General features: G+C 40.2%; 21 protein-coding genes and 1 tRNA gene. 11 read left to right on the forward strand and 11 right to left on the reverse strand.

The window, feature by feature from the left end; genetic code table 11:
- Window positions 1-46 precede the first annotated feature (46 nt).
- Window positions 47-1,117 carry an alanine racemase gene (gene alr, locus I3B46_RS10280; protein ID WP_061064009.1) on the forward strand — a complete coding sequence of 357 codons (1,071 nt, stop codon included), beginning with the start codon at window positions 47-49 and terminating at the stop codon, window positions 1,115-1,117.
- A 136-nt stretch (window positions 1,118-1,253) separates the two neighbouring features.
- Window positions 1,254-2,006, forward strand: coding sequence for a MipA/OmpV family protein (locus I3B46_RS10285; protein WP_004920345.1), 753 nt, complete (start codon window positions 1,254-1,256; stop codon window positions 2,004-2,006).
- A gap of 135 nt (window positions 2,007-2,141) precedes the next feature.
- Here the strand turns inward: I3B46_RS10285 and I3B46_RS10290 are convergent, their stop codons facing one another.
- The 3 genes from I3B46_RS10290 to gapA form a co-directional block, all read right to left on the reverse strand.
- Window positions 2,142-2,759: a tetratricopeptide repeat protein gene (locus I3B46_RS10290; protein ID WP_014656075.1), complete on the reverse strand. Its 618-nt coding sequence runs from the start codon at window positions 2,757-2,759 to the stop codon at window positions 2,142-2,144.
- A gap of 204 nt (window positions 2,760-2,963) precedes the next feature.
- Window positions 2,964-3,845, reverse strand: coding sequence for a D-hexose-6-phosphate mutarotase (locus tag I3B46_RS10295; protein ID WP_004920336.1), 882 nt, complete (start codon window positions 3,843-3,845; stop codon window positions 2,964-2,966).
- A 172-nt stretch (window positions 3,846-4,017) separates the two neighbouring features.
- Window positions 4,018-5,013 carry a glyceraldehyde-3-phosphate dehydrogenase gene (gene gapA / locus I3B46_RS10300; protein WP_004920333.1) on the reverse strand — a complete coding sequence of 332 codons (996 nt, stop codon included), beginning with the start codon at window positions 5,011-5,013 and terminating at the stop codon, window positions 4,018-4,020.
- Window positions 5,014-5,368: 355 nt separating this feature from the next.
- Here gapA and msrB point away from each other — a divergent pair, with 355 nt between their 5' ends.
- A complete protein-coding gene (gene msrB / locus I3B46_RS10305) occupies window positions 5,369-5,782 on the forward strand; it encodes a peptide-methionine (R)-S-oxide reductase MsrB (protein WP_004920330.1) in 414 nt (137 codons plus the stop codon).
- A gap of 115 nt (window positions 5,783-5,897) precedes the next feature.
- Window positions 5,898-6,203 (forward strand): YeaC family protein, encoded by a 306-nt coding sequence (locus I3B46_RS10310; RefSeq protein ID WP_004920326.1) that lies wholly within the window; start codon window positions 5,898-5,900, stop codon window positions 6,201-6,203.
- A 231-nt stretch (window positions 6,204-6,434) separates the two neighbouring features.
- On the opposite strand, the gene pncA is transcribed toward I3B46_RS10310, so the two are convergent.
- The 3 genes from pncA to sppA all read right to left on the reverse strand — a co-directional run bounded on the left by pncA (window position 6,435) and on the right by sppA (window position 10,159).
- Complete coding sequence (gene pncA, locus I3B46_RS10315) at window positions 6,435-7,091, reverse strand: bifunctional nicotinamidase/pyrazinamidase (RefSeq protein WP_014656074.1); 657 nt, start codon at window positions 7,089-7,091, stop codon at window positions 6,435-6,437.
- A complete protein-coding gene (gene ansA, locus I3B46_RS10320; RefSeq protein ID WP_004920319.1) occupies window positions 7,078-8,097 on the reverse strand; it encodes an asparaginase in 1,020 nt (339 codons plus the stop codon). Before ansA ends, pncA begins: the two co-directional genes overlap by 14 nt.
- A gap of 193 nt (window positions 8,098-8,290) precedes the next feature.
- The gene (gene sppA / locus I3B46_RS10325; RefSeq protein ID WP_014656073.1) at window positions 8,291-10,159 is read right to left on the reverse strand and encodes a signal peptide peptidase SppA; all 1,869 of its coding nucleotides are present in this window, start codon (window positions 10,157-10,159) and stop codon (window positions 8,291-8,293) included.
- Window positions 10,160-10,480: 321 nt separating this feature from the next.
- Between sppA and I3B46_RS10330 the strand changes: the two genes are divergently transcribed.
- The 3 genes from I3B46_RS10330 to I3B46_RS10340 are packed head-to-tail and all read left to right on the forward strand — an operon-like array spanning window position 10,481 to window position 14,026.
- On the forward strand, window positions 10,481-11,032 hold the full coding sequence (locus tag I3B46_RS10330; RefSeq protein WP_014656072.1) for an NAD(P)H nitroreductase: 552 nt from the start codon (window positions 10,481-10,483) through the stop codon (window positions 11,030-11,032).
- Between the two features lie 18 nt (window positions 11,033-11,050).
- On the forward strand, window positions 11,051-12,091 hold the full coding sequence (gene selD / locus I3B46_RS10335) for a selenide, water dikinase SelD (RefSeq protein ID WP_014656071.1): 1,041 nt from the start codon (window positions 11,051-11,053) through the stop codon (window positions 12,089-12,091).
- A 3-nt stretch (window positions 12,092-12,094) separates the two neighbouring features.
- Window positions 12,095-14,026, forward strand: a complete 1,932-nt coding sequence (locus I3B46_RS10340) for a DNA topoisomerase III (RefSeq protein WP_004920303.1) — start codon at window positions 12,095-12,097, stop codon at window positions 14,024-14,026.
- A gap of 81 nt (window positions 14,027-14,107) precedes the next feature.
- Here I3B46_RS10340 and xthA read toward each other — a convergent pair whose 3' ends face one another.
- Window positions 14,108-14,923 (reverse strand): exodeoxyribonuclease III, encoded by an 816-nt coding sequence (gene xthA, locus I3B46_RS10345; protein WP_004920298.1) that lies wholly within the window; start codon window positions 14,921-14,923, stop codon window positions 14,108-14,110.
- A gap of 461 nt (window positions 14,924-15,384) precedes the next feature.
- Between xthA and I3B46_RS22410 the strand changes: the two genes are divergently transcribed.
- Window positions 15,385-16,260 (forward strand): LysR family transcriptional regulator, encoded by an 876-nt coding sequence (locus I3B46_RS22410; protein ID WP_041705365.1) that lies wholly within the window; start codon window positions 15,385-15,387, stop codon window positions 16,258-16,260.
- Between the two features lies 1 nt (window position 16,261).
- Here the strand turns inward: I3B46_RS22410 and I3B46_RS10355 are convergent.
- The 3 genes from I3B46_RS10355 to I3B46_RS10365 form a co-directional block, all read right to left on the reverse strand.
- Window positions 16,262-16,346: transfer RNA gene (locus tag I3B46_RS10355), tRNA-Tyr, on the reverse strand.
- Window positions 16,347-16,485: 139 nt separating this feature from the next.
- Complete coding sequence (gene purU, locus I3B46_RS10360) at window positions 16,486-17,334, reverse strand: formyltetrahydrofolate deformylase (protein WP_004920291.1); 849 nt, start codon at window positions 17,332-17,334, stop codon at window positions 16,486-16,488.
- 199 nt (window positions 17,335-17,533) lie between these two features.
- Window positions 17,534-18,013 (reverse strand): YchJ family protein, encoded by a 480-nt coding sequence (locus tag I3B46_RS10365; RefSeq protein WP_014656068.1) that lies wholly within the window; start codon window positions 18,011-18,013, stop codon window positions 17,534-17,536.
- Between the two features lie 130 nt (window positions 18,014-18,143).
- Between I3B46_RS10365 and rssB the strand changes: the two genes are divergently transcribed.
- Window positions 18,144-19,142 carry a two-component system response regulator RssB gene (gene rssB / locus I3B46_RS10370; protein WP_014656067.1) on the forward strand — a complete coding sequence of 333 codons (999 nt, stop codon included), beginning with the start codon at window positions 18,144-18,146 and terminating at the stop codon, window positions 19,140-19,142.
- Window positions 19,143-19,313: 171 nt separating this feature from the next.
- Window positions 19,314-20,243, forward strand: coding sequence for a UTP--glucose-1-phosphate uridylyltransferase GalU (gene galU, locus I3B46_RS10375; RefSeq protein WP_169342231.1), 930 nt, complete (start codon window positions 19,314-19,316; stop codon window positions 20,241-20,243).
- A gap of 435 nt (window positions 20,244-20,678) precedes the next feature.
- Here the strand turns inward: galU and I3B46_RS10380 are convergent, their stop codons facing one another.
- Window positions 20,679-21,089 (reverse strand): H-NS family histone-like protein, encoded by a 411-nt coding sequence (locus I3B46_RS10380; RefSeq protein WP_004920278.1) that lies wholly within the window; start codon window positions 21,087-21,089, stop codon window positions 20,679-20,681.
- A 555-nt stretch (window positions 21,090-21,644) separates the two neighbouring features.
- Here I3B46_RS10380 and I3B46_RS10385 point away from each other — a divergent pair.
- Window positions 21,645-22,274 carry a thymidine kinase gene (locus tag I3B46_RS10385; RefSeq protein ID WP_004920273.1) on the forward strand — a complete coding sequence of 210 codons (630 nt, stop codon included), beginning with the start codon at window positions 21,645-21,647 and terminating at the stop codon, window positions 22,272-22,274.
- Window positions 22,275-22,336: the final 62 nt, after the last annotated feature.

Below are 22,336 nucleotides of genomic sequence, written 5' to 3' on the forward strand. Positions count from 1 at the left end.
CAATTGGCTGAAAAATATTCGGATAGTATAAAAAGAAGGAAGAGATATGCCTCGCCCAATCAGTGCGGTAATTCATCTGCAAAATTTTACTCATAATTTGTCCGTAGTTCGTCAGCACGTTGGGCATGCAAAAATATGGTCTGTCATGAAGGCAGACGCTTATGGTCACAGTATTAAACATGTGTGGAAAGCACTGGCGGCATCGGATGGCTTCGCGATTTTAGATCTAAATGAAGCCATTTTATTGCGTGAACAAGGTTGGAAGGGGCCTATTTTGTTATTGGAGGGCTTTTTCCAGCCTGATGATTTAAAAGTCATAGATCAATACCAATTGACTACGGCGGTGCACAGTTATTGGCAATTGGATGCGATTGAAAATAGGCACTTTCAAAATCCCATCTCCGTGTATGTCAAACTAAATAGCGGAATGAATCGCTTAGGTTTTGAGCCGTCGGAATATGCTCAAGTGGTGCATAGATTGTCTGCAATGGAAAATGTAGAGACGGTCACCTTAATGACACATTTTGCGAATTCGGATTTATCGACAGGCACAGATAAACCTCATGCGATAATTAAACAGTTTATCGATGGTCAGTTTCCTGTCTGTATTGCCAATTCAGGGGCGACGTTATGGCACCCAAAGACCCATTATGATTGGGTTCGCTCTGGTGTGATCTTATATGGCGCATCGCCAAGTGGTCGTTGGCAAGACATTGCGGATAAAGATTTACGTGCGACAATGACATTGCAATCACAAATTATTGCAACACATGAGATTGCAGCTGGGGAATCTATTGGTTATGGCAGTAAATTTACAGCACCTTACCCAATGAAGATAGCCACGGTCGCCTGTGGTTATGCGGATGGCTATCCACGTCATGCGCCAACAGGCACCCCCATTTGGTTAAATGGAACGCGTTGTCCTCTATTAGGAACTGTTTCAATGGATATGCTAACAATAGATGTTAGCGAATGCCCAACTGCTAAGATTGGTGATCGCGTTGAGCTATGGGGTAAAAACTTACCGATAGACGACGTTGCTCAGGCGGCAGGCACTATTGGTTATGAACTGATGTGCGCGTTGGCGAAAAGAGTACCAGTCGTATATGAAAATTAGAATGATTGTGTAAACAGTATTAGACATAGTTATAAATTTAACTAAAAATGTGATCAGTCGTGGGAGTGTTTTGGCTAAAGAGCACATCAAGGTATGATGCGCACTATTGTTCAATCTTCTAATATTTCAGGTTAATATGCGTAAAACAATCAAATTAACATCACTTGCTGTCGCATTAGGTTTATTATCCTCCGCAGCTATGGCTGGAACTTGGTCTGTAGGGGGTTCGGTTTTGGCGCAATCAACACCTTATAAAGGTATAAAATCGAAAGACTATGTTACGCCAGTACCGATTGTTAACTATGAAGGTGAAAACTTCTATTTTCGTACGTTAGCAGTAGGTTACTACTTGTGGAATGACCAAGAGGATCAACTTTCGCTTGATGCTTATTATTACCCTCAATTCTTCAAACCGAAAGATAACGACGACCGTGATATGCGTGAGCTTGATCGTCGCCGCGATACGGTAATGGGGGGCTTGACGTACAAACACAAAGCCGATTGGGGAACAATCCGTACCGTTGCGTCGGGGGATATGTTAGGGATCAGTAATGGTTTGCGTGCAGAAGTTGCTTACCTTTATGGTTTCTATGGCGACAATTGGTCGTTAGTTCCAGGTGTAGGTATCAAGTGGGATAGCAAAAATCAAAACCGCTATGAGTATGGTGTCTCTTCAAAAGAGTCGCGTAATAGTGGTTTAGCTCGCTATCGTCCGGGTGATAGCTGGACTCCATATGTTGAATTATCAGGTAACTATAAGTTCAATGATAATTGGAGTGCCTTTGCAATGGGGCGTATTGACCGTCTGCCAAATGAAGTGAAAGATAGTCCAATGGTTAATAAATCAGTTTCTGCAATTGTTTGGAGTGGGGTAACTTATACCTTCTAATTGCTAACCACGACTTGACAAAAAATCCCAAAATGCGCTTTGTGCTTTTGGGATTTTTTATTGGTATTTGAACAGGGCACGAATAGTTGCTGACATGGTTGATTATGGCGAATTTGCTGGTGGTAGATGGCTATTTTAGTCAGGATCTTTATAAATATCGCAAGGATAATCGGGGAGGTAGGATAAGACGTGAGCGATCTTGGCTTTTGCAAAATACTCATAAGCTTTTGCATAATCTTTGGTAACCCCCATGCCATTTTCGTACATTCGGCCTAAATAGAGATAGGCATCTTCGTTATGTTGTGCAGCCGCTTTATGATACAGCTCTAGAGCTATTGTATAATTTTGACCAATTGCATGACCATGTTGATACATGAAACCAAGCATAGCCTGAGCATCGGGAATCCCATTATCAGCCGCTTTTTTAATCCAAGCAAACGCTTTAAGCCAATCTGTATCAACAACTTTTCCGTCATAATAGTGCAGTCCTAAAACATACTGTGATTTAGCACAACCTTGTTCTGCTGACATCTTTATCCAGCGATAAGTTTCTTCAGGTTGCCTTAGATACCGTGTGTTCCATGACGCGACGCTAAATTGTGCTTCGGCATCACCATTAACCGCATCTTCGCATACCTGTTTTGGCATATCTCTCATCCAACTATTACTATATTTTTTATATAAGTCGTCACAGTAGTTGGCAGAGACGGCAATAGGGGCAGACAATAATAATAACAAGGTGTACTTATTCATTGAGTTCATTTTTTAGTGGGATAGAAATCAATACTTATCTTAAATTTAATTATTGATGCTTTACAACGTGTAGACGGTTTTTTATATCACGTACTATTTCGTTGGAGAGAAAAGGTATATGAAGAAGTGCTGCTTGCGCCATCCTTAGTGACGTAACAGAATGATGAGGCGAGAAAAGAGCCCGCCTCATCGCGGAGGTCACTATCAGTCTTGTGGCTTATTATCGCGTGTCATCATAACGAGAGAAAGGCGAGCGGGGTGCTGATTTTCACTTTTCATCGGTTGATTAATGCGCGCCGTTTCAACACAAACCATCTGTTTGTAGCCATTGTTTGGCATATCTTGCATGCTACATGACAATTCAGCCCATGGGTTCCAACATACAACGTCAGAGTTATGGTAATGGTGTATTTCAATGGTTCGTGACCAGCTATCATCACGGATCAAACTATATTCCTCTGGCTCAGAGTAAATTCTGTCGGTATGGCTATTAATTTTTAGCGGCTTATCTTCATAAACTTCACGGTCACTGACTTTATCAAAGTAGTGGCCACCTAAACCGTATACCGTGGTTTTTTGGATATCACCAATATTGAGGTAAGTGTGCATTGCGGCTGTGGTTTCAAAATCACCATAGCTTTCTAATTCTAACTCACAGGTCTCACCGAGTTTCATTCGCAATATCAATGTAAACTCATGTGGCCATAGTTTGCGTGTATATTCGTTATCTGTCAGAGTGAAGGTGAGGATCACGCCATCTTCATGTTCATTATGTGCAGTAAATTGCCACGGTAAAATGCGGGCGAAACCATGACTTGGGCTACCCGCGGGGCCAAACCAAGGCCAGCAAATAGGGATACCCCCACGAATGGCTGTACCTGCTTTGAAAGCACTTTCACTGCTTAGCCAGATGCACGGTTTTTGACCACAAGGTTGCCAATCGATTAATTGTGCACCTTGAATACTAACGGCACCACGCACTTTAGGATGCGAAACAATAATTAAGGGTAATTCACCCAATTGGCGTTGGCTAATGTAGGCTGAAAGTTGCTTAATCACCGGTAAAGCAAAGAGTTTATCGTGCATAATTATTTGCCTGTGAATAGAGAAACAGTGAATACAAATAGGTTAGCAGAACTTAGGAAAACCGTCATTCACTCTAAGAGGTAAGTGAGGGGCTCCTGACAATTTAGGAGCGAATAAAAGCAAAAGAGCCGCCTAAAGGCGGCTCAAATTAACCATAAAACGCTAATAACTCTTATTTAGAGATGTGAGCGATCAGGTCTAGAACTTTGTTTGAATAACCTGTTTCGTTGTCATACCAAGAAACCAGTTTTACAAAGTTGTCGTTCAGTGCGATACCTGCTTTAGCATCGAATACTGAAGTCAGTTTTTCACCGTTGAAGTCAGTTGATACAACGTCATCTTCAGTGTAACCCAGAACACCTTTCAGCTCGCCCGCAGCCGCTTCTTTGATAGCGTCACAGATTTGAGCGTAAGTGGCTGGTTTTTCCATACGTACAGTTAAGTCAACAACTGAAACGTTTGGAGTAGGAACACGGAAAGACATACCAGTCAGTTTGCCATTCAACTCAGGAATAACTTTACCTACCGCTTTAGCAGCACCAGTTGAAGATGGGATGATGTTTTGAGAAGCACCACGACCACCACGCCAGTCTTTGTGAGAAGGACCATCAACAGTTTTTTGAGTTGCTGTTGTTGCGTGAACAGTCGTCATCAGACCTTCGATAATGCCGAATTTGTCATTGATAACTTTAGCCAGAGGTGCCAAGCAGTTAGTTGTACAAGAAGCGTTAGAAACGATTTCTTGACCTGCATAGCTCTTATGGTTAACACCCATAACGAACATTGGCGTGTCGTCTTTTGAAGGGCCAGTCAGAACAACTTTTTTCGCGCCTGCTTGGATGTGTTTACGTGCAGTTTCATCAGTTAAGAAGATACCTGTTGCTTCTGCAACAACGTCAACACCAACTTCGTTCCACTTCAGGTTTGCAGGATCTTTCTCTGCAGTGACGCGAATTTTTTTGCCATTTACAACTAGGTGACCATCTTTAACTTCAACAGTACCGTTGAAACGACCGTGAGTAGAGTCATATTTCAGCATGTATGCCATATAGTCTGCATCGAGCAGGTCGTTGATAGCAACGATTTCGATATCAGAACGCTCTTGTGCAGCACGGAAAACGATACGGCCAATACGACCAAAACCATTAATACCTACTTTGATAGTCATAGTATTTCCACCAGCTATTTATTCGTGAATTAAGTTGTAGTTAAAGTTACCAAAACCTTGCCAGCCGTCAAGCGGAATCGTGTCAATTATTGAAAAAAATCAAAACAACTCGCACTAATTGCTTACTTGTCAGCCACTTTAGAGGCAAATACATCCGCACGTATTATCGGGATTGTGCGGGATAATGAAACCTGCTATCAGTGATATATGTGAAACTCGTCACAAATCAAAACACAAAGCACTATGTTAATTAGTTTAGAATATCTTTATAAAACGTGTTGTTAATTTTTTGTTGCACCAAATGGGGGTATTCTTAGCTTAATACCACTCAGTTATTTCAATATTTGGGTTTGATATGACAGATAAAAGTAAGCAACCGATTGATATCTCGGAGCTAAATGATATTCAGCAATATGTCACTCAGCAGGCAGGGACCGAGCGTCCGTTCACTGGTGTGTTATTGCATAATCGTAAAGATGGGGTGTATGAATGCCTGTGTTGTGGTACACCACTTTTTCTATCAGACACTAAATTTGATGCAGGGTGCGGGTGGCCGAGTTTTTATCAACCAATGACTGAAGATGCGATTAAGTATATCGAAGATTTCTCCCATGGAATGCATCGGATTGAAGTGCGTTGTCAAAATTGTAATGCCCACTTAGGACATGTGTTTCCTGATGGTCCACAACCAACGGGGCAACGTTACTGCATTAATTCAGCATCATTAAGTTTTATCGATGAGAAAACTGGCGAAAAGACCCGTGGATAGGGTGCTGAAGCTAGCTGACGCTGAAAACTAAATTAAGCAATATCGATTCAGCTAAGTTGAAATAGATAATATGTCAAATGAACTACTAACTGGGTCTCTTTGAAGGAGTTGTGAAGTGAGTGTAAATTTAGAGCCAGAGCAATTAGAGCAACTGTTATCAGTGATGACCCCTGAAATTTATCAGCGTTTGGTGACAGCCGTTGAATTAGGAAAATGGCCTGATGGTGTCGCATTAACCCCTGAGCAAAAAGAGCATAGCTTACAGATGGTGATGTTATGGCAGTCTCGTCATAATCATGATCCTGAACATATGACCATTGGTACGGATGGGCAGATCACGATGAAAAGTAAGCAGGAACTTAAATCGATGTTTCAAGGGGAAATGTTGGCAACCTTGAAGCCACAAAATAAAGACGAATAATCGCAATTAGAGGCAGGCGACAGGCGAAATAACACGCTAGGCATACAGAAAAACGAAATGAACAGTGTGCCTTGTCGCCGTGGTTGAAAATGGCGCAATCAGCGTTGATAAAACATGGATATGGGGGAGAGGTACTCGCGTGTGCTTTTTATTCAATCTATGTCAAACAACCAATAGTGTTAGCGACTAGCCAATACCTTGCCTTAAAAGGGCAAGGTACGTCGTTGTTAATTATTGCAGAGAATCGGTGGTGAGTAGGGTCGCCCCTTTTTGTGACATCTCGGCTAATGCGAGTTCACTATCCATTGCGGATAAATTTACGCCTCGGCAACCATCGGTAAGTACATCAACGTTATATCCCAGCTTTAACGCATCAAGTACCGTGAATTTGACACAATAATCGGTCGCTATCCCCATAATGAATAATTGGGTAATTTGTTGCTCTTGTAACCAAGCGTGTAATCGCGTCTGGCTTACTTTATCATTGTCGAAAAAAGCACTGTAGCTGTCTACTTGCGGATTTTCACCCTTCGTAAAAACTTCACAAATGGCATCTCGGTTGAGTTCCGGATGAAACTCAGCGCCAACTTCCCCTTGAACGCAATGAACGGGCCACCACACTTGGGGAATGCCATTAAGCGTACCAATGTCACCAACTTGTGTTCCTGAATTAACAGCAAAGCTCAGGTGATTAGCGGGGTGCCAGTCTTGACTAGCGATAATCGGAATATTTTGTCGTTGGCATAGCTCTATCGCCTTATTCGCTGTTTTTATTACCGTTTCACTATCGGCGACAGCAAGGGCACCACCTGTACAAAAATCATTTTGTAGATCAACTAACAGTAAAGCGGATTTAACTAAATCCTCATTTGGCTTATTCATCGGCATAGCTGAGTTCACCTCTAAGATTATGTTGCATTAATTCCCGAACATGTGCCGGTGTATATTCTTGACTAAGTAAGTAATGTAACTTACTCAATGCAGCTTCAAATGTCATATCAAATCCACTGATAACGCCTGCCTCGGCAAGTGCATGTCCTGTCGCATAGCCTTCCATATTGACTCGACCTGAAATGCACTGTGTCAGATTTACCACAATAATGCCTCGGTTTGTAGCATCATGGAGAATTTTCAGTAATTCAGGGCGTTGTGGGGCATTTCCGACACCATAGGAGCGTAAAATCAGAGCTTTTACAGGTTGTTGGAGTATGTTACGTACAATTTCAATAGACAGTCCGGGATAGAGCATAACGACACCAATCGGTTGTGGTGTGATCCGGTGGCAGATTAATGGGCCAACACCGATTGGGGCTGGGCAGGTATTAAAAGTACGAATATGAATACCTGCTTCCATTAATGGTGGACAGTTGGGGGAAGTGAACGCATCGAAACCATCGGCATGCGATTTTACGGTGCGGTTTCCTCGATACAGTTTATTGTTAAAGAACAAACCGACCTCATTAATGGGGTAATTCGCAGCGAGATATAAGGCATTAAGTAGATTAGTTTGGCCGTCTGAACGCAATGCCTCTAAGGGGATTTGTGACCCTGTCACAATTACAGGCTTACGTAGGTTCTCTAGCATAAATGATAATGCTGATGCCGTATAAGCCATTGTGTCAGTGCCATGTAAGATAACAAAGCCATCATACAGCGCATAGTTTTCACTGATATCATCGGCAATGATTTGCCAATCTTCTGGCGTAATATCAGAGGAGTCGATTAAAGGCTGGTGTTCTTTGATGGTAAACTCAGGCATTTCAGGGCGATGGAACTCGGGCATTTTAGCTAATTGGGCCTGAAGGTGCCCTGAAACTGGAATATAACCTTGTGGGGAGTGGCGCATACCAATGGTTCCGCCAGTATACACAACATAAATCGATTTCTTCTGCATTGAGTTACCTAATGTTCGACGAATAGCATGAATAACAATATAAGCAGCTATTACTATCCTTTGTTTTATATGAAGATATAACAATTTTGACTCATTTAATTATTGTTATCTACTGTTTAAGTGGGATTTGCGAGAGGAGAGGCAAGATAAATAGAGGGATCCCCTTTAGGTGTGCTAAAGGGGATCAGGGAAGTTAGTTAATTTCGGCGCAATTTAAACAGAATGCGTAACGATTTTGAGGATCGTTCATTTTTAAGAAGAATTGTGCCTGTTGACGAATGTCGGTAGCAACAGCTTCTGGTAAGAAGACCTGTAGAACGTCAGGCATCACTGCTTGGGCAGTGCTACTGAGTTCTAAAATTAACTGATCCATAAATGACAACTCAGGTTGCATCCAATCTAATGAGACGTCATTGAGTTTGGCTAATTCAGCCGCTTTAGTCACGGCATCATCGAAATCCCCTAATTGGTCGACTAAGCCAATTTTTTTCGCGTCACTGCCAATCCAAACACGGCCTTGGGCGATTTTATCAATTTCTTCTGGCGTTTTATTACGTGACTTCGCGACTAAACCTATAAAGGTTTTATAACCATTTTCGATAGTAATTTGCATCATATCGGAAAATTCAGGGCTAATTCCTTTGGTTGCAGAGATATCGGCAAGTGGGGTGGTTGATACACCGTCAGTATACACTCCGACAGAATCTAAGGCATTTTCAAAGGTATTGATTACGCCAAAGATGCCTATCGAACCCGTAATCGTATTCGGGCTTGCCACAATATAGTTCGCAGGGGTTGAAACCCAATAGCCGCCAGATGCAGCCATGCCGCCCATTGAAACGACGACGGGTTTACCCGCAGCACGTGCAGACGCGAGTTCGTTGCGGATAAGATCAGAAGCCGTTACGCTACCACCAGGGCTATTAACGCGTAAGATGATTGCTTTAATATTTTCGTTCAAACGGGCTTCGCGAATTTGTGAGCTAATTAAATCACCACTTGCAATACCCGGAGATTGAGGGCCATCCATGATAGCGCCCTGAACGATGATAACGGCAATATTACCCGCTGTGGCTGATGTTTCAGAGCCAGTTGTGCTGGTCAGCTTACCTGAATAATCATAAATACTGATGTAATTGAAATGCTTCTCTTGTTTATTCCAGCCAAATTGATTTTTAAGCACATTTTCTGCTTGCTCACGCGTATAAATCTTATCAACTAATTTTTGATTTAATGCGTATTTTGCGTTATCACCACCGGAGGCACGTAACTTACTAAGTAACACATCTGCCCCAGGGAAGATACCTTTCGCAGTGGTTTGGCGGTTTTTGGCTAGTGTATCAAGATAGTTATTCCATAACGCATCTAGCCACTGTTTAGTCGCTTGGCGTGCTTCTGGTGACATATTGTCTCGCATTAGCGGTTCAACAGCAGATTTATAAGTCCCCACACGGAAAATATGGCTACTGACTTTTAATTTTTCTAACAAGGATTTGTAGTAAAGGGTGTTTGTTGAAAAGCCTTGGATCCCCACCATACCTTGAGGGGATAGAAAAATATGATCAGCGTAACTGGCTAAATAATATTGAGACTGACTAAAACTATCGCCAACAGCATAGATAGGTTTTCCAGACTCTTTGAATTCAGTAATCGCTTTCCCGATAAAGTTTAGGGAAGGCTGATCTGCACTAACGAGGTTATCTAAACGTAATACCATGCCAGTAATACGATCATCGGTTGCTGCACTACGAATGGTATCGACAATGTCAAATAGTGAGTTTTCTTGCATGCGGTTGTTAGGGGTTCCCAATAACTCACGACTCATGCGGCCAAAAGGATCGGGGGTTGAGACCTGATCAACGACAATACCCTGTAAGTCAACATAAAGTGCACCAAAATAGTTCTGGTCAGGTTTAGAATCGGATTGATATAGCGCTATCGAACCAATAACTAAAAAACACAATATAAGAAAAATAGTGTTGAAAACCAATTCCCGAATAAAATTTAGTATTCGCCAACTGAATTTAAATACAGTGGCGATGATTTTCCATGTTTGACGCATAATTTCTCCGACACACGAATTTGCACTTGTTATCTTAACGAAATAAAAACAGTTGTCTGCAAATGAATAATATTTTTATTCATAACAATACGCTTTGGAGCGTTGTACAATGTCGTGATGATATTTTTCAACATACACAAATGATATAATTCAATCAATTAATCAATATAACACCATGGTACTCGTTAGCGAATAAGATGAATGATAAGTTTTTAAGCTGAGTACCTAACCCTGGTTGGGGTATTTAATCATTAATCAGCGCAATAATGATTGCTTGTTTGAATGACTATTATATCAGTTTACTCTGAATCGGAGAGGAATATGGATGCTTTAACCCTTTTATTGAACCGCCGTTCAGCTTCACGGCTAACAACCCCAGCACCACAAGGCGATGAATTGCAAAATATTTTAGCGGCAGGTATGCGTGCTCCTGATCATGGTGCTTTACGGCCTTGGCATTTTATTGTGATGCAAGGCGAAGGGTTAAATCGCTTTAGCCAATTACTTGAAAAAGCAGCGAAAGAGGGCAACTTAGGGCCGGAAGTGGAAGAGAAAGCGCGTAATGCCCCGTTTAGAGCACCTTTGATTATTACAGTTATCGCGAAGACTCAAGCACACCCTAAAGTACCTGAGTGGGAACAAGTTGTTGCTGCTGGTTGTACGGTACAAGCGATGCAAATGGCGGCGGTTGCCCAAGGGTTTGGGGGAATTTGGCGTTCAGGTTCTTGGACGGAAGATGCGGTTGTGCGTGAAGGATTAGGTTGTGCACCGACAGATCGCATTGTGGGCTTTTTATATTTAGGTACGCCTGAACTGAAAGCACCTGCAAAAGTACAGATCCCTGATATGCAAGAATTTGTTTCTTACTTTTAATTGATAAGGCCGAGCGTAATGGAAAAAATTAGATTAACACAGTATAGCCATGGTGCAGGTTGTGGTTGCAAAATTGCCCCAAAAGTTTTGGAACAAATCCTTCATACAGAGCAGGCCAAATTTCATGATCCTCATCTGCTTGTAGGTAACGAAACAAAAGATGATGCGGCTGTTTATGATTTAGGCAATGGCATAGGGATTATCAGTACGACAGATTTTTTTATGCCCATTGTTGATTCACCATATGAATTTGGTCGTATCGCGGCGACTAATGCGATTAGTGATGTGTTTGCTATGGGCGGTAAACCCATTATGGCAATTGCTATTTTAGGGTGGCCTATTGCGAAACTATCTCCCGAAGTGGCAAGAGAAGTCATTGAAGGAGGGAGAGCGGCTTGTGCCGATGCAGGGATTACGCTTGCAGGTGGTCACTCTATTGACGCACCAGAACCGATTTTTGGTTTAGCGGTAACTGGGGTGGTAAATACAGAGCATGTGAAGAAAAATAGTGCAGCAACAGCAGGTTGTGAACTTTTTCTGACTAAGCCGCTGGGCATTGGCGTATTAACGACTGCAGAGAAAAAAGGGTTATTAGCCGAAGAGCACCAAAATCTTGCGGCACAAACAATGTGTCAGTTGAATAAACTGGGAGCTGTTGTTGCACCGTTACCGGGCGTGACTGCAATGACTGATGTGACGGGTTTTGGTCTACTTGGGCATTTGAGTGAAATTTGTCAAGGCTCAAAGGTACGAGCAGAAATATCCTTTAGCCGAGTACCGAAACTTGCAAATGTTGAACATTATATCGATGCCGGTTGTGTACCTGGGGGAACCCAACGCAACTTTGAAAGTTATGGGCATCTTATTGGGCCGATGACAGAGGCTCAACGCAAATTATTATGCGATCCACAAACATCGGGTGGTTTACTGATAGCAGTAGAACCTTCTGAGGTCGCTAAAATTAAAGACATTGCACAGCAGCAAGGTGTTTTGTTACAGTCTATCGGCAAATTATTACCCCATCGGGAAAATGTACCTTTAATTGAAGTGATAGATTAATTCATGCGTTTGTTTATTGCGGAAAAGCCCAGCCTCGCTAGGGCAATAGCGGATGTGTTGCCAAAACCTCATAAGAGAGGGGATGGTTTTATCCAGTGCGGTGATGACCAAATAGTGACATGGTGTATAGGCCACTTATTGGAACAAGCTGAGCCAGATGCGTATGAGCCTCGGTATGCGCGCTGGAATCTGCAAGATCTGCCGATCATTCCTGAAAAGTGGTTGTTAAAACCACGTTCCGCAGTGACAAAGCAGCTTAAAACGATTGATTCCCTTCTCAAACAGGCAACGGAAGTCGTTCATGCCGGAGACCCTGATAGAGAAGGGCAACTGCTGGTGGATGAGGTATTAGATTTTTTGAAGCTTTCTGATGAGAAAAGAAAGCAAGTCAAACGTTGTTTAATCAATGACCTTAACCCTCAAGCCGTTGAAAGAGCCATCGAACGGTTACGTGAAAACCGAGAGTTTATTCCTTTATGCGTTTCGGCATTAGCAAGAGCAAGAGCGGATTGGCTATACGGTATTAACATGACGCGTGCCTACACATTGTTGGGGCAACGTGGCGGGTATCAAGGCGTATTATCAGTAGGGAGAGTACAGACCCCTGTATTAGGCCTTGTTGTTCGCCGTGATGAAGATATTGAAAACTTTGTACCTAAAGATTATTTTGAGGTACGCGCCCATATTGTGACGCCAGAAAATGAACGTTTTGTGGCTACTTGGCAACCAAGTGAATCTTGTATTGATTATCAAGATGAAGAAGGGCGTTTATTTCATCGTCCTCTTGCTGAACATGTGGTGTCGCGTATTACAGGGAAGCCTGCTTTTGTTACGCAGTATCAGGACAAACGCGAATCTGAAATTGCGCCATTACCATTCTCCCTTTCTGCACTACAAATTGAAGCTGCTAAAAAGTTTGGGCTAAGCGCTCAAGAAGTTTTAGATATCTGCCAGCGTTTATACGAAACTCATAAATTGATCACGTATCCACGTTCAGATAGCCGTTATTTACCGGATGAGCATTTTGCTGGACGTCATTCTGTGTTGAATGCGATTTCAGTACATCAACCTGAATTAACTCAGTTTGAATTACCTGAATTAGATAAAAAAAATCGCTGCTGGGACGATAAAAAAGTGGATGCTCACCATGCTATTATTCCAACCGCAAAAGCCGTATCAGTAAAACTAACGGAGCATGAAGCCAATATTTATCAACTGATCGCCCGTCAATATATCATTCAATTTATGTCGGATGCCGTTTACCGTAAATGTACGATTGAGCTTGACATTGAAAAGGGCAAGTTTATTGCGAAAGCGCGTTTTTTAGCGGAAGCGGGTTGGCGAGTCGTATTAGGCAGTAAAGAGCGCGATGCTGAAAATGACGGTAGCCCATTACCGGTTGTTGCTAAGGGGGATGAGTTACTGTGTGAAAAAGGCGAAGTGCTTGAAAAACAAACGCAACCCCCAAGGCCTTTTACGGATGCGACACTATTATCCGCGATGACGGGGATTGCGCGTTTTGTTCAAGATAAAGCCTTAAAAAAGGTATTGCGTGAAACTGATGGGTTAGGCACTGAAGCGACGCGAGCAGGTATTATTGATCTGCTATTTAAGCGTCAGTTTTTATATAAAAAAGGTCGCTATATTCACTCAACCCCAGCGGGTAGAGCGTTAATTCATGTATTGCCTGATATGGCCACATTGCCAGATATGACGGCGCATTGGGAATCTATTTTGACGCAAATCAGTGAAAAACAAACGCGTTATATTGATTTTATGAATCCGCTTAGTGCGACATTAACGCAGCTTATTCATCACGCCCGTCAGTTTACTAACTTACGAGCATTTCGAGAGTTACCGCCTGTCACAAAGAATAAAACGACTAAAAAGCCCGCAAAATCGGCGAAAAAACCGAAAAAAAGTGAGCAAGAGTAGTCTACTAGTGAGTGTGAGTCATTTGATGGTTATCGGAGAGGTCGATAGGGAAAATCTTCCCTATCGAACAAAAAAGAGCAGTTAGCCTTTGGTTAAATCAAACTCGGCCCAAACGGGGGCATGATCTGAAGGTTTTTCCATTCCCCGTATTTCGTAGTCAATCCCTGTTGCCACACAACGTGTAGAAAGAGCCGTAGACGCTAAGAGTAAATCTATACGTAAGCCTCTGTTATCATCAAAACCTTTTGAACGGTAGTCAAACCACGAGTAACAATCATCCACGTCAGGGTTCATTGCGCGATAAGTATCGACAAGCCCCCAATTTAGCAGTCGTTCCATCCATGCGCGCTCTTCGGGTAAAAATGAGCATTTACCTGTTTTTAGCCAGCGTTTACGGTTCGCTTCGCCAATACCAATATCCAGATCAGTTGGACTAATATTCATATCACCCATGATCAATAGTTGTGATTGAGGGGTCTGGGTTGATGTAATATAGTCTTGTAAGTCTTGGTAAAATTTCTCTTTAGCAGGGAATTTTACTGGGTGTTCACGGCTTTCGCCTTGAGGAAAATAGCCATTTACGACAGTTAATAAACCATGATTGGTTTCAATATCTGCCATGATGATCCGGCGTTGTGCATCATCATCGTCGGTAGGAAAGCCTTTTCGAACTGCAACAGGCTTATTTTTAGTCAGGAGAGCGACGCCATAGTGTGCTTTTTGACCATGATAAAATACATGATAGCCTAACTTGCTAACGTCATCGTAAGGAAACATTTCGTCGTGAACTTTGGTTTCCTGTAGACCTATCACCTCTGGCTGATGCTTATCAATGATAGCTGCCAATTGGTGTGGGCGAGCGCGGAGGCCATTTATGTTGAAAGAGATAAATTTCATGGTCTTTTATCACCTATTAGATTTTTGTCTGTACATCGAGATTCTAACAGATGATGACTAGACTGTAACTATTAAATAACTATTTAAATATAAATTGAATTATGCTTAATGAATATTTATAGCTCTAATTATAATCGTAATGTTTTATCTTAAAATTTAAATAAGATTATTAGTTATACAATTAATGAAAAATATGTTCACTGATTTCAAATTGGTGATTTATATTTAATGTGATTTAATAGTCGAGTCATAAAAAATAATGAAATGAAACAGTATAATATATTGCTTTGCATTATTGGAAAATATAAAAATAGTTTTATGAAAAATTGTTACTCATTCAATGAAAAATTAAATTAAAATTTTCATCTGATATGTCAAGTGATGGGCTATTCAACATATTGTTTTTAATGATTAATAATGTTGAATTTTGCATGTTTAATAAACAGAATGGGGTCATAGATATGTTCTTTTCAAGAAAATTAGAGGCATTTATGGCAGTTGTTGAAAATGGCTCATTGAGTAAGGCTGCTAGGGTAATGAACCGAACGACGCCACCAATTGCTAAGTCAATTAAAGACTTTGAAACAAGCTTAGGAAAACGCCTATTTAAACGAGAAAAGTTTGGTATGACTTTAACTAAGGATGGTCAAGAGTTATATAATGACTTACGTGATCTTTACTTACAAGAGAAGGAAATAACTAAGAAACATTTTACAGGTTATATTGTCAATGAAGCCAATATTTATTATGACTGGGGGAAAGAAAATTTTCTTATTCACCTTTATCAGGCAGCAAATAAAAATAATGTTCAAATTAATATATTGAGGTTTAATTATGAGGAGGTTGATGAAATTGTTGATTACGATGGTAATACGGTTATTTTAAGTTCTCAACCTGTCGTCAGTGAGCGTTTTTCCTTACAAAGAAAAATAGAGAATGCATCATTAGGGATTTATTGTCGTAATGAATTATATGAAAAATATCATTACAATATTATGGCGCTATTAAGGCAATGCACATGGCTGTGTGATCCTGCATTTTATAAGAGCAGTTTAATGGGGGAGCTGCTTAATCAGGTTGAACTAGAAGGTAATAAGGCCAGTATTCGGCAAATGGATAATATTGGTAACTGCCAGAGTTTTCTTCAAGTTGGTGATTTTATTGCAATTATTGATTACTACCCTGAAAATGACGTGAATGATAAGTTGCTTAACTATATTCCGTTAAATTCAATTATTGAGGATTGCTGCTGCTATGTTTATAAGTCTAAGTCACACTCTAGTGTGTTAAATCGATTTATAGACACAATTGATACTTTAGGTGAAGGGAACGCTTGAATGGTGGTGGGAGAAGGATTCGAACCTTCGAAGTCTGTGACGGCAGATTTACAGTCTGCTCCCTTTGGCCGCTTGGGTATCCCACCAGATTTTGAGTTGCTGTATTCGTTGACAGCGGGCGGCATCATATCAAATGACGCGCCCCTGTAAAGTATTAATTTTTTAAAAGCTGTTCAAATGCTGTTTTTTTGCGCTTCATGCATATTTAAACAGCAAATATTCGTATTACAAGATAATAGTACGGTTTCCGTAAACAAAAACACGTTGAGCTAATACCCAATATAATGCGTGGCTAAGGACATTTTTTTCAACATCCCTACCTGCGCGCATCATATCATCGGCTGTGAAGGTGTGGTCTACATTAATAACGTTTTGCGTAATGATAGGGCCTTCATCAAGATTATCATTAACAAAATGAGCCGTCGCACCAATGATCTTAACGCCCCGTTCATATGCCTGATGATATGGACGGGCACCAATGAATGCAGGCAAGAATGAGTGGTGAATATTAATGATTTGGTTCGGATAATGCTGTACAAACGCTGGGGTTAATACACGCATGTATTTTGCTAAGACCACATAATCAGGTTGATATTGGTCAATTTGCGCAATCATTTTTTCATCATGCTGTTCACGCGTTAGACCTTCATGGCTAATATGGTGGAAAGGAATACCGAATTGTTCGACAAGGCCTTTCAATGTGTCATGGTTACCGATAACTGCCGCAATTTCTACATCTAAACCATCGTATGCACTCTTCATCAATAAGTCACCTAGACAGTGAGCTTCCTTGGTGACCATAACGACAATACGGCGACGGCCTGATGAATTTAATTCACGTTTTGAACCCGCCGGTAGAGCGTCATCGAGATCAGCGAGTAGGGTTTCATCATTAAAAATCCCCTCAAGCTCTGTACGCATAAAGAAGCGACCAGTGCGGTGATCAACAAATTCATTATTCTGTACGATATTGAGCTGGTGTTTGTAACAAATATTGGTGATTTTTGCGATCAAGCCTTTTGCATCAGGACAAATGGTGCGAAGGACTTTTTTTTGTACATTCTTTTGTTGCATGGAAGTGTCTGATCCTTAACTTACAAAGCTTACATACTCATCATACTTCAAGTGACTGTAAATAGCGCAAACAGGGCTTGCATCTATCCGATAAATAGATGTTTTCGCGCATCGTTTTAGCAGTAGCTTGAAGGGCTTAGAGCGCACATAAGCAAACGATACATTATGCATTTCCGTTACGATGGGTAAAACATGACCACTAATGATTGTTACAGCATTTTTTGAATTTTTTGCCGGAACCACATGGACATAGATCATTTCGACCTGTTTTAGGTGTAATACCATCTATGTAATACCAACGTTTTTCTATACGCAGAAAACGGGAACGTTCATGAATAAGCTGTTTATGATCAGCTTTTTCATCAATAAAGCAAGTTGAAAATTCCACATAACCTTCATCGCTATTTTTAGCATAAGAAGAACTAATGACACGAAGAGAAAGCCATTGTGTCTGTAAGAAGCTTTGTTCTATTTCTTCACGCCAGTTATTGGCATGACAATCAGGATGCCAAGTTGCGATAAGGTAATCGGCATTTTTTGTCACATAAGCACTATAGCGAGAGCGCATCAACTGCTCGGGTGTTTCCGGGATTGCCTGATTATCGAGATAAGGTTGGCAGCATTGGCTAAAAGGGAGTGAATTGCCACAAAAACAACAGTTGTTTAGGGATTGTTCCATCTTCTACTCTATAAAAATAAGTATAAGGTATAAAAATAACTATACTTTAAAAATGACAGTACAATGATTTTGTCATATGAATAATAGTATTGGTAGTAAATAACCGATGAAAGCTAGAAGTAGGTTAAATATGAAAAATAAAAAGATACTCATCGTTGAAGATGAAAAAGTTTTTCGTTCAATGTTAGAAGGGTACTTACATGCTCAGGGGATGCAAGTCTTTGTCGCGGATAATGGTCAGAGTGCATTAATACGTCTCACCGAAGAAAACCTTAACCCTGATGTGATTTTGTGTGACTTGAATATGCCTGTCATGAGTGGTGAAGATTTTATGGCAGAGTTGGTCACACGAAATATTCACATCCCTGTTATTGTCATCTCTGCAACAACAGATTTCACGCAGCTTGACCGTATGCTACGGTTAGGTGCAAAAGATGCTTTATTGAAACCAATAAAAAATTTAGAGGAGTTGAAAGTTACTATTCAGAGTAACCTGTATCCTGAGCAATACAACGATCAAGTTGTTAATAGGTTACAACCCACACTGATAAACTATGATAACCAAGATATCACGCCAGTGTTAAAGCAATTGCAGCCACCTATAAATCAAGTGATTAATGGCTATCGCGTTAATTACCGTCAATTAAATGAAATTAACCGGTTCGGGCTACTTCTTGATCTCGCACCAATATCAGATACTCAAATTGGTTTTTATTGCCTTGATATAGAACGCTCTCCACAGGAGGGAATTATGGCAGCGTTCTTGATCCGTGTTGTATTTAACGATTTATTAAAAAATGCGGTAAGTTTTCCAGATAAAAAACTACCTAATATCGATAAAATTATTAATCAAATAAATTATTTATTAGAGGATTCCGGATTTAGTGGGCAATTTCCGATATTACTGGGGTACTTCAATACGCGTAATAAAGCGATTATTCTGGCTAGTGGAGGGTTAGAAGCGGAAGTTGCAACAGAGAATGCTCAATATAGCTTATCTAGGAGTGTTCCATTGGGAACTTTAAAACATCAACCCTCCAATCATCTCGATGTACGAGGGACATTTTGGCAATGTCGAATTTGGAATAACCACCAAAATATTAAATTAATGTTTAATCCTGAATCTTAAGTTTTGTTTAAATTTACTCCAGTAAGTGTCATATTGGCTCTAATTAGGGCTTTGTACTATTTATCCAAAAATTATTCCTGTTATACTGCCTCGCACTAAAAACGCACCTTTATTACTGTTGATTATATAAAGAGTTTGGGTGCTTAGGAGAATTCTGGAGTTATGACTAAAATGACAAATAGAAAGGTACGCAAGGCAGTAATCCCTGTCGCAGGTCTTGGCACTCGTATGTTACCCGCGACTAAAGCAATTCCCAAAGAGATGTTACCACTCGTTGATAAACCTTTAATTCAGTATGTTGTTAATGAGTGTATCGCTGCTGGTATTAATGAAATTGTTTTAGTGACTCATTCATCAAAAAACTCGATTGAAAACCACTTCGATACGAGTTTCGAGCTTGAGGCAATTTTAGAAGCTCGTGTTAAGCGTCAATTACTCGATGAAGTGCAATCTATCTGCCCAAGTCACGTAACTATCATGCAAACGCGTCAAGGTATTGCTAAAGGCTTAGGCCATGCGATTTTATGTGCTAAGCCTCTTGTGGGGAATGAGCCTTTTGCGGTTATTCTGCCCGATGTTATTTTAGATCGTTATAGCACCGATTTAACCAAGTTTAATTTGAGCGAAATGCTGGCCCATTTTGAAGAAACGGGAGCAAGCCAAATTTTGGTTGAGCCCGTTCCTGAAGATGAAGTTTCTAATTATGGGATTGTAGATTGTAATGGTGCAACGTTGCTTCCTGGTGAAAGCAAACCGATTAGCCGCATGGTAGAAAAACCGAAGAAAGAAGAAGCACCATCAAATCTGTCGATTGTTGGCCGCTATGTATTATCGGAAAAAATTTGGGATGCACTAGCAAAAACAGCACCAGGGGCAGGGGATGAAATTCAATTAACCGATGCTATTGCGATTATGATGGAAAATAAGTCTCCTGTAGAGGCGTACCATCTATGTGGTAAAAGTCATGACTGTGGTAATAAGCTAGGTTATATGAAAGCATTCGTAGAATATGGTATGCAACATGATTCATTAGGGGAAGATTTTTCTGAGTGGATCCAAACCATATCGAATAAATTGAACAGTTCTAAAGCAGAAAAATAAACAGTTTCTTCTTATGATGATTTATAAAAGCTAACTCTAGATGTTAGCTTTTTTTGTTTGTGCGCCTTGTAGCTTTTCAATAGTTAAGTATCAATTAATGTAAATTATTGCTTAATTTAATTTACGTATTTAGAAGAAAAATACATCAATTTTTTTTGTATCGTATAAGTTTTATTATTCAATCGTATGCTTAAAAAGTTTGAGTAGGATTACATAACTTTACTTTTAGCGATGGCTTAAATTTAAATAATATTAATAAATGACTAGCAGATAAAAGGATGACTAAAACGAGCGAAAGAGGATTGCTTATCCTTGGAGCAGGAGGGGATTAACAATTTAATGGCTAATAGCGGCATAAGTGATAATAAAACTTAAACGTAGGATAAAAAAAACACCCTTATATAAGGGTGTTTTTGGGGAATAAGGTTATGGATCTTAGATTAGGAAATCGTCTAAAGATTTACCTTGTTCTTCAATGGCGGTTTTGATAACTGCTGGGGTACGACCCTGGCCAGTCCAAGTTTTAGTTTCGCCATTTTCATCAACGTATTTATATTTAGCTGGGCGAGCAGCACGTTTAGCACGAGTGCTTGAGCCTTTACCTGTATCTAAAATTTGAACCAGTTCGTTCAGATCAATACCTTGCTCTTCTGCCATTTGACGGAAGTTTTCTAGCTTACGGTTCTTTTCTTCTTGCTCTGCACGAACTTGATTTTCTTCTTCACGACGTTCTTCAACAACGACAGTTAATTTTTCCAGCATTTCTTCCAGTGATTCTAAAGCAATTTCTCTTGCTTGAGCACGAAGAGTACGGATGTTATTTAATGCTTTTAAAGATTCGCTCATTTTCCTGGTCTCAAATTTAATTGTTGGCCTGTGTACACTAATAATAGAATGCTATTTTATTTTCTGCAATAGCTAATTTGCACTATTAGTTTAAAAGTTATCTTTAGTAAAAGCAATTTTTTTACAAAAGAAATATTAACTTTTCACTGATATATATATACCACTATTATCAATATCCAAACTAATGAAAAACGGATTCAATTAGCTGGAAATTTTTTTGATTATAATTTGAAGGGCGCATCGAGAATACGTCAGGTTATTAGTGGCATGATAATGAAGCAAATAAGAGAGACTAAACGTAAATTTTCTTTTTTTGATACAGTAAATTAGTACTATGTTTTAGGGAGCACGCTATATTTTTACCAATGATAGTTCGATATTTTACCTGTTTTAAGAGGGAAAAGAGTGATTACTATTGGTAAGATTTAGCAAAATCAATGGCGATATCTCTATTTGATGCCTGTATTTTTAAGTGCTTCCAGATGATGACTGTTAATCTAATGACATGTTTTATGGTAAAATTATCTTGTTTATTAATTTAGAGGAACTAGGCTGATGGCTCAGCTATATTTTTACTATTCTGCGATGAATGCAGGGAAATCGACATCCTTGTTGCAATCTTCTTATAACTATAATGAGCGGGGGATGCGTACGCTGATTTTCACGGCAGAAATCGATAATCGCTTTGCGCAGGGTAAAGTTTCATCGCGTATTGGGTTGTCTGCGGATGCACTTTTATTTACGCCAACCACAAATATGGCGGAAGTCATTAAAAATGAAAATAGCACAAAAAAGGTACATTGTGTCTTAATTGATGAGTGTCAATTTTTAACAAAACAGCAAGTTGAAGAGTTATGCGATATTGTCGATAACAGTGATATACCTGTTTTATGCTATGGGCTGAGAACTGATTTTTCAGGTGAACTATTTGTCGGAAGCCAATATTTATTAGCTTGGGCTGATAAATTAGTTGAATTAAAAACCGTGTGTTATTGCGGCCGTAAGGCCAATAAAGTATTAAGGATAGGGAGTGATGGTATTCCTCTTTACGAAGGGGCACAGGTCGATATAGGCGGTAATGAGAAGTATATTTCTGTCTGCCGTAAGCATTATACAGAAGCCATCGAACAGGCTAAGTTAATGAACCAAGGCATTATTCCCAAAAAAGCGATTCACTTTAATTAATTGCGTATAACAATTAAAAGTAGATTTAAGTTAATCGTGTAATAGGGAAAGTCACTTTCCCA

It is taken from the genome of Providencia sp. 2.29, assembly GCF_015832305.1.
GTDB classification, from domain to species: Bacteria; Pseudomonadota; Gammaproteobacteria; order Enterobacterales; family Enterobacteriaceae; genus Providencia; species Providencia stuartii.

Excerpts from the sequence above, each read along its gene's own strand:
- alr (WP_061064009.1), top strand. The coding sequence starts at position 47 with ATGCCTCGCCCAATCAGTGCGGTAATTCATCTGCAAAATTTTACTCAT.
- I3B46_RS10285 (WP_004920345.1), top strand. The coding sequence starts at position 1,254 with ATGCGTAAAACAATCAAATTAACATCACTTGCTGTCGCATTAGGTTTA.
- I3B46_RS10290 (WP_014656075.1), bottom strand. The coding sequence starts at position 2,759 with ATGAATAAGTACACCTTGTTATTATTATTGTCTGCCCCTATTGCCGTC.
- I3B46_RS10295 (WP_004920336.1), bottom strand. The coding sequence starts at position 3,845 with ATGCACGATAAACTCTTTGCTTTACCGGTGATTAAGCAACTTTCAGCC.
- gapA (WP_004920333.1), bottom strand. The coding sequence starts at position 5,013 with ATGACTATCAAAGTAGGTATTAATGGTTTTGGTCGTATTGGCCGTATC.
- msrB (WP_004920330.1), top strand. The coding sequence starts at position 5,369 with ATGACAGATAAAAGTAAGCAACCGATTGATATCTCGGAGCTAAATGAT.
- pncA (WP_014656074.1), bottom strand. The coding sequence starts at position 7,091 with ATGCCGATGAATAAGCCAAATGAGGATTTAGTTAAATCCGCTTTACTG.
- ansA (WP_004920319.1), bottom strand. The coding sequence starts at position 8,097 with ATGCAGAAGAAATCGATTTATGTTGTGTATACTGGCGGAACCATTGGT.
- sppA (WP_014656073.1), bottom strand. The coding sequence starts at position 10,159 with ATGCGTCAAACATGGAAAATCATCGCCACTGTATTTAAATTCAGTTGG.
- I3B46_RS10330 (WP_014656072.1), top strand. The coding sequence starts at position 10,481 with ATGGATGCTTTAACCCTTTTATTGAACCGCCGTTCAGCTTCACGGCTA.
- selD (WP_014656071.1), top strand. The coding sequence starts at position 11,051 with ATGGAAAAAATTAGATTAACACAGTATAGCCATGGTGCAGGTTGTGGT.
- I3B46_RS10340 (WP_004920303.1), top strand. The coding sequence starts at position 12,095 with ATGCGTTTGTTTATTGCGGAAAAGCCCAGCCTCGCTAGGGCAATAGCG.
- xthA (WP_004920298.1), bottom strand. The coding sequence starts at position 14,923 with ATGAAATTTATCTCTTTCAACATAAATGGCCTCCGCGCTCGCCCACAC.
- I3B46_RS22410 (WP_041705365.1), top strand. The coding sequence starts at position 15,385 with ATGTTCTTTTCAAGAAAATTAGAGGCATTTATGGCAGTTGTTGAAAAT.
- purU (WP_004920291.1), bottom strand. The coding sequence starts at position 17,334 with ATGCAACAAAAGAATGTACAAAAAAAAGTCCTTCGCACCATTTGTCCT.
- I3B46_RS10365 (WP_014656068.1), bottom strand. The coding sequence starts at position 18,013 with ATGGAACAATCCCTAAACAACTGTTGTTTTTGTGGCAATTCACTCCCT.
- rssB (WP_014656067.1), top strand. The coding sequence starts at position 18,144 with ATGAAAAATAAAAAGATACTCATCGTTGAAGATGAAAAAGTTTTTCGT.
- galU (WP_169342231.1), top strand. The coding sequence starts at position 19,314 with ATGACAAATAGAAAGGTACGCAAGGCAGTAATCCCTGTCGCAGGTCTT.
- I3B46_RS10380 (WP_004920278.1), bottom strand. The coding sequence starts at position 21,089 with ATGAGCGAATCTTTAAAAGCATTAAATAACATCCGTACTCTTCGTGCT.
- I3B46_RS10385 (WP_004920273.1), top strand. The coding sequence starts at position 21,645 with ATGGCTCAGCTATATTTTTACTATTCTGCGATGAATGCAGGGAAATCG.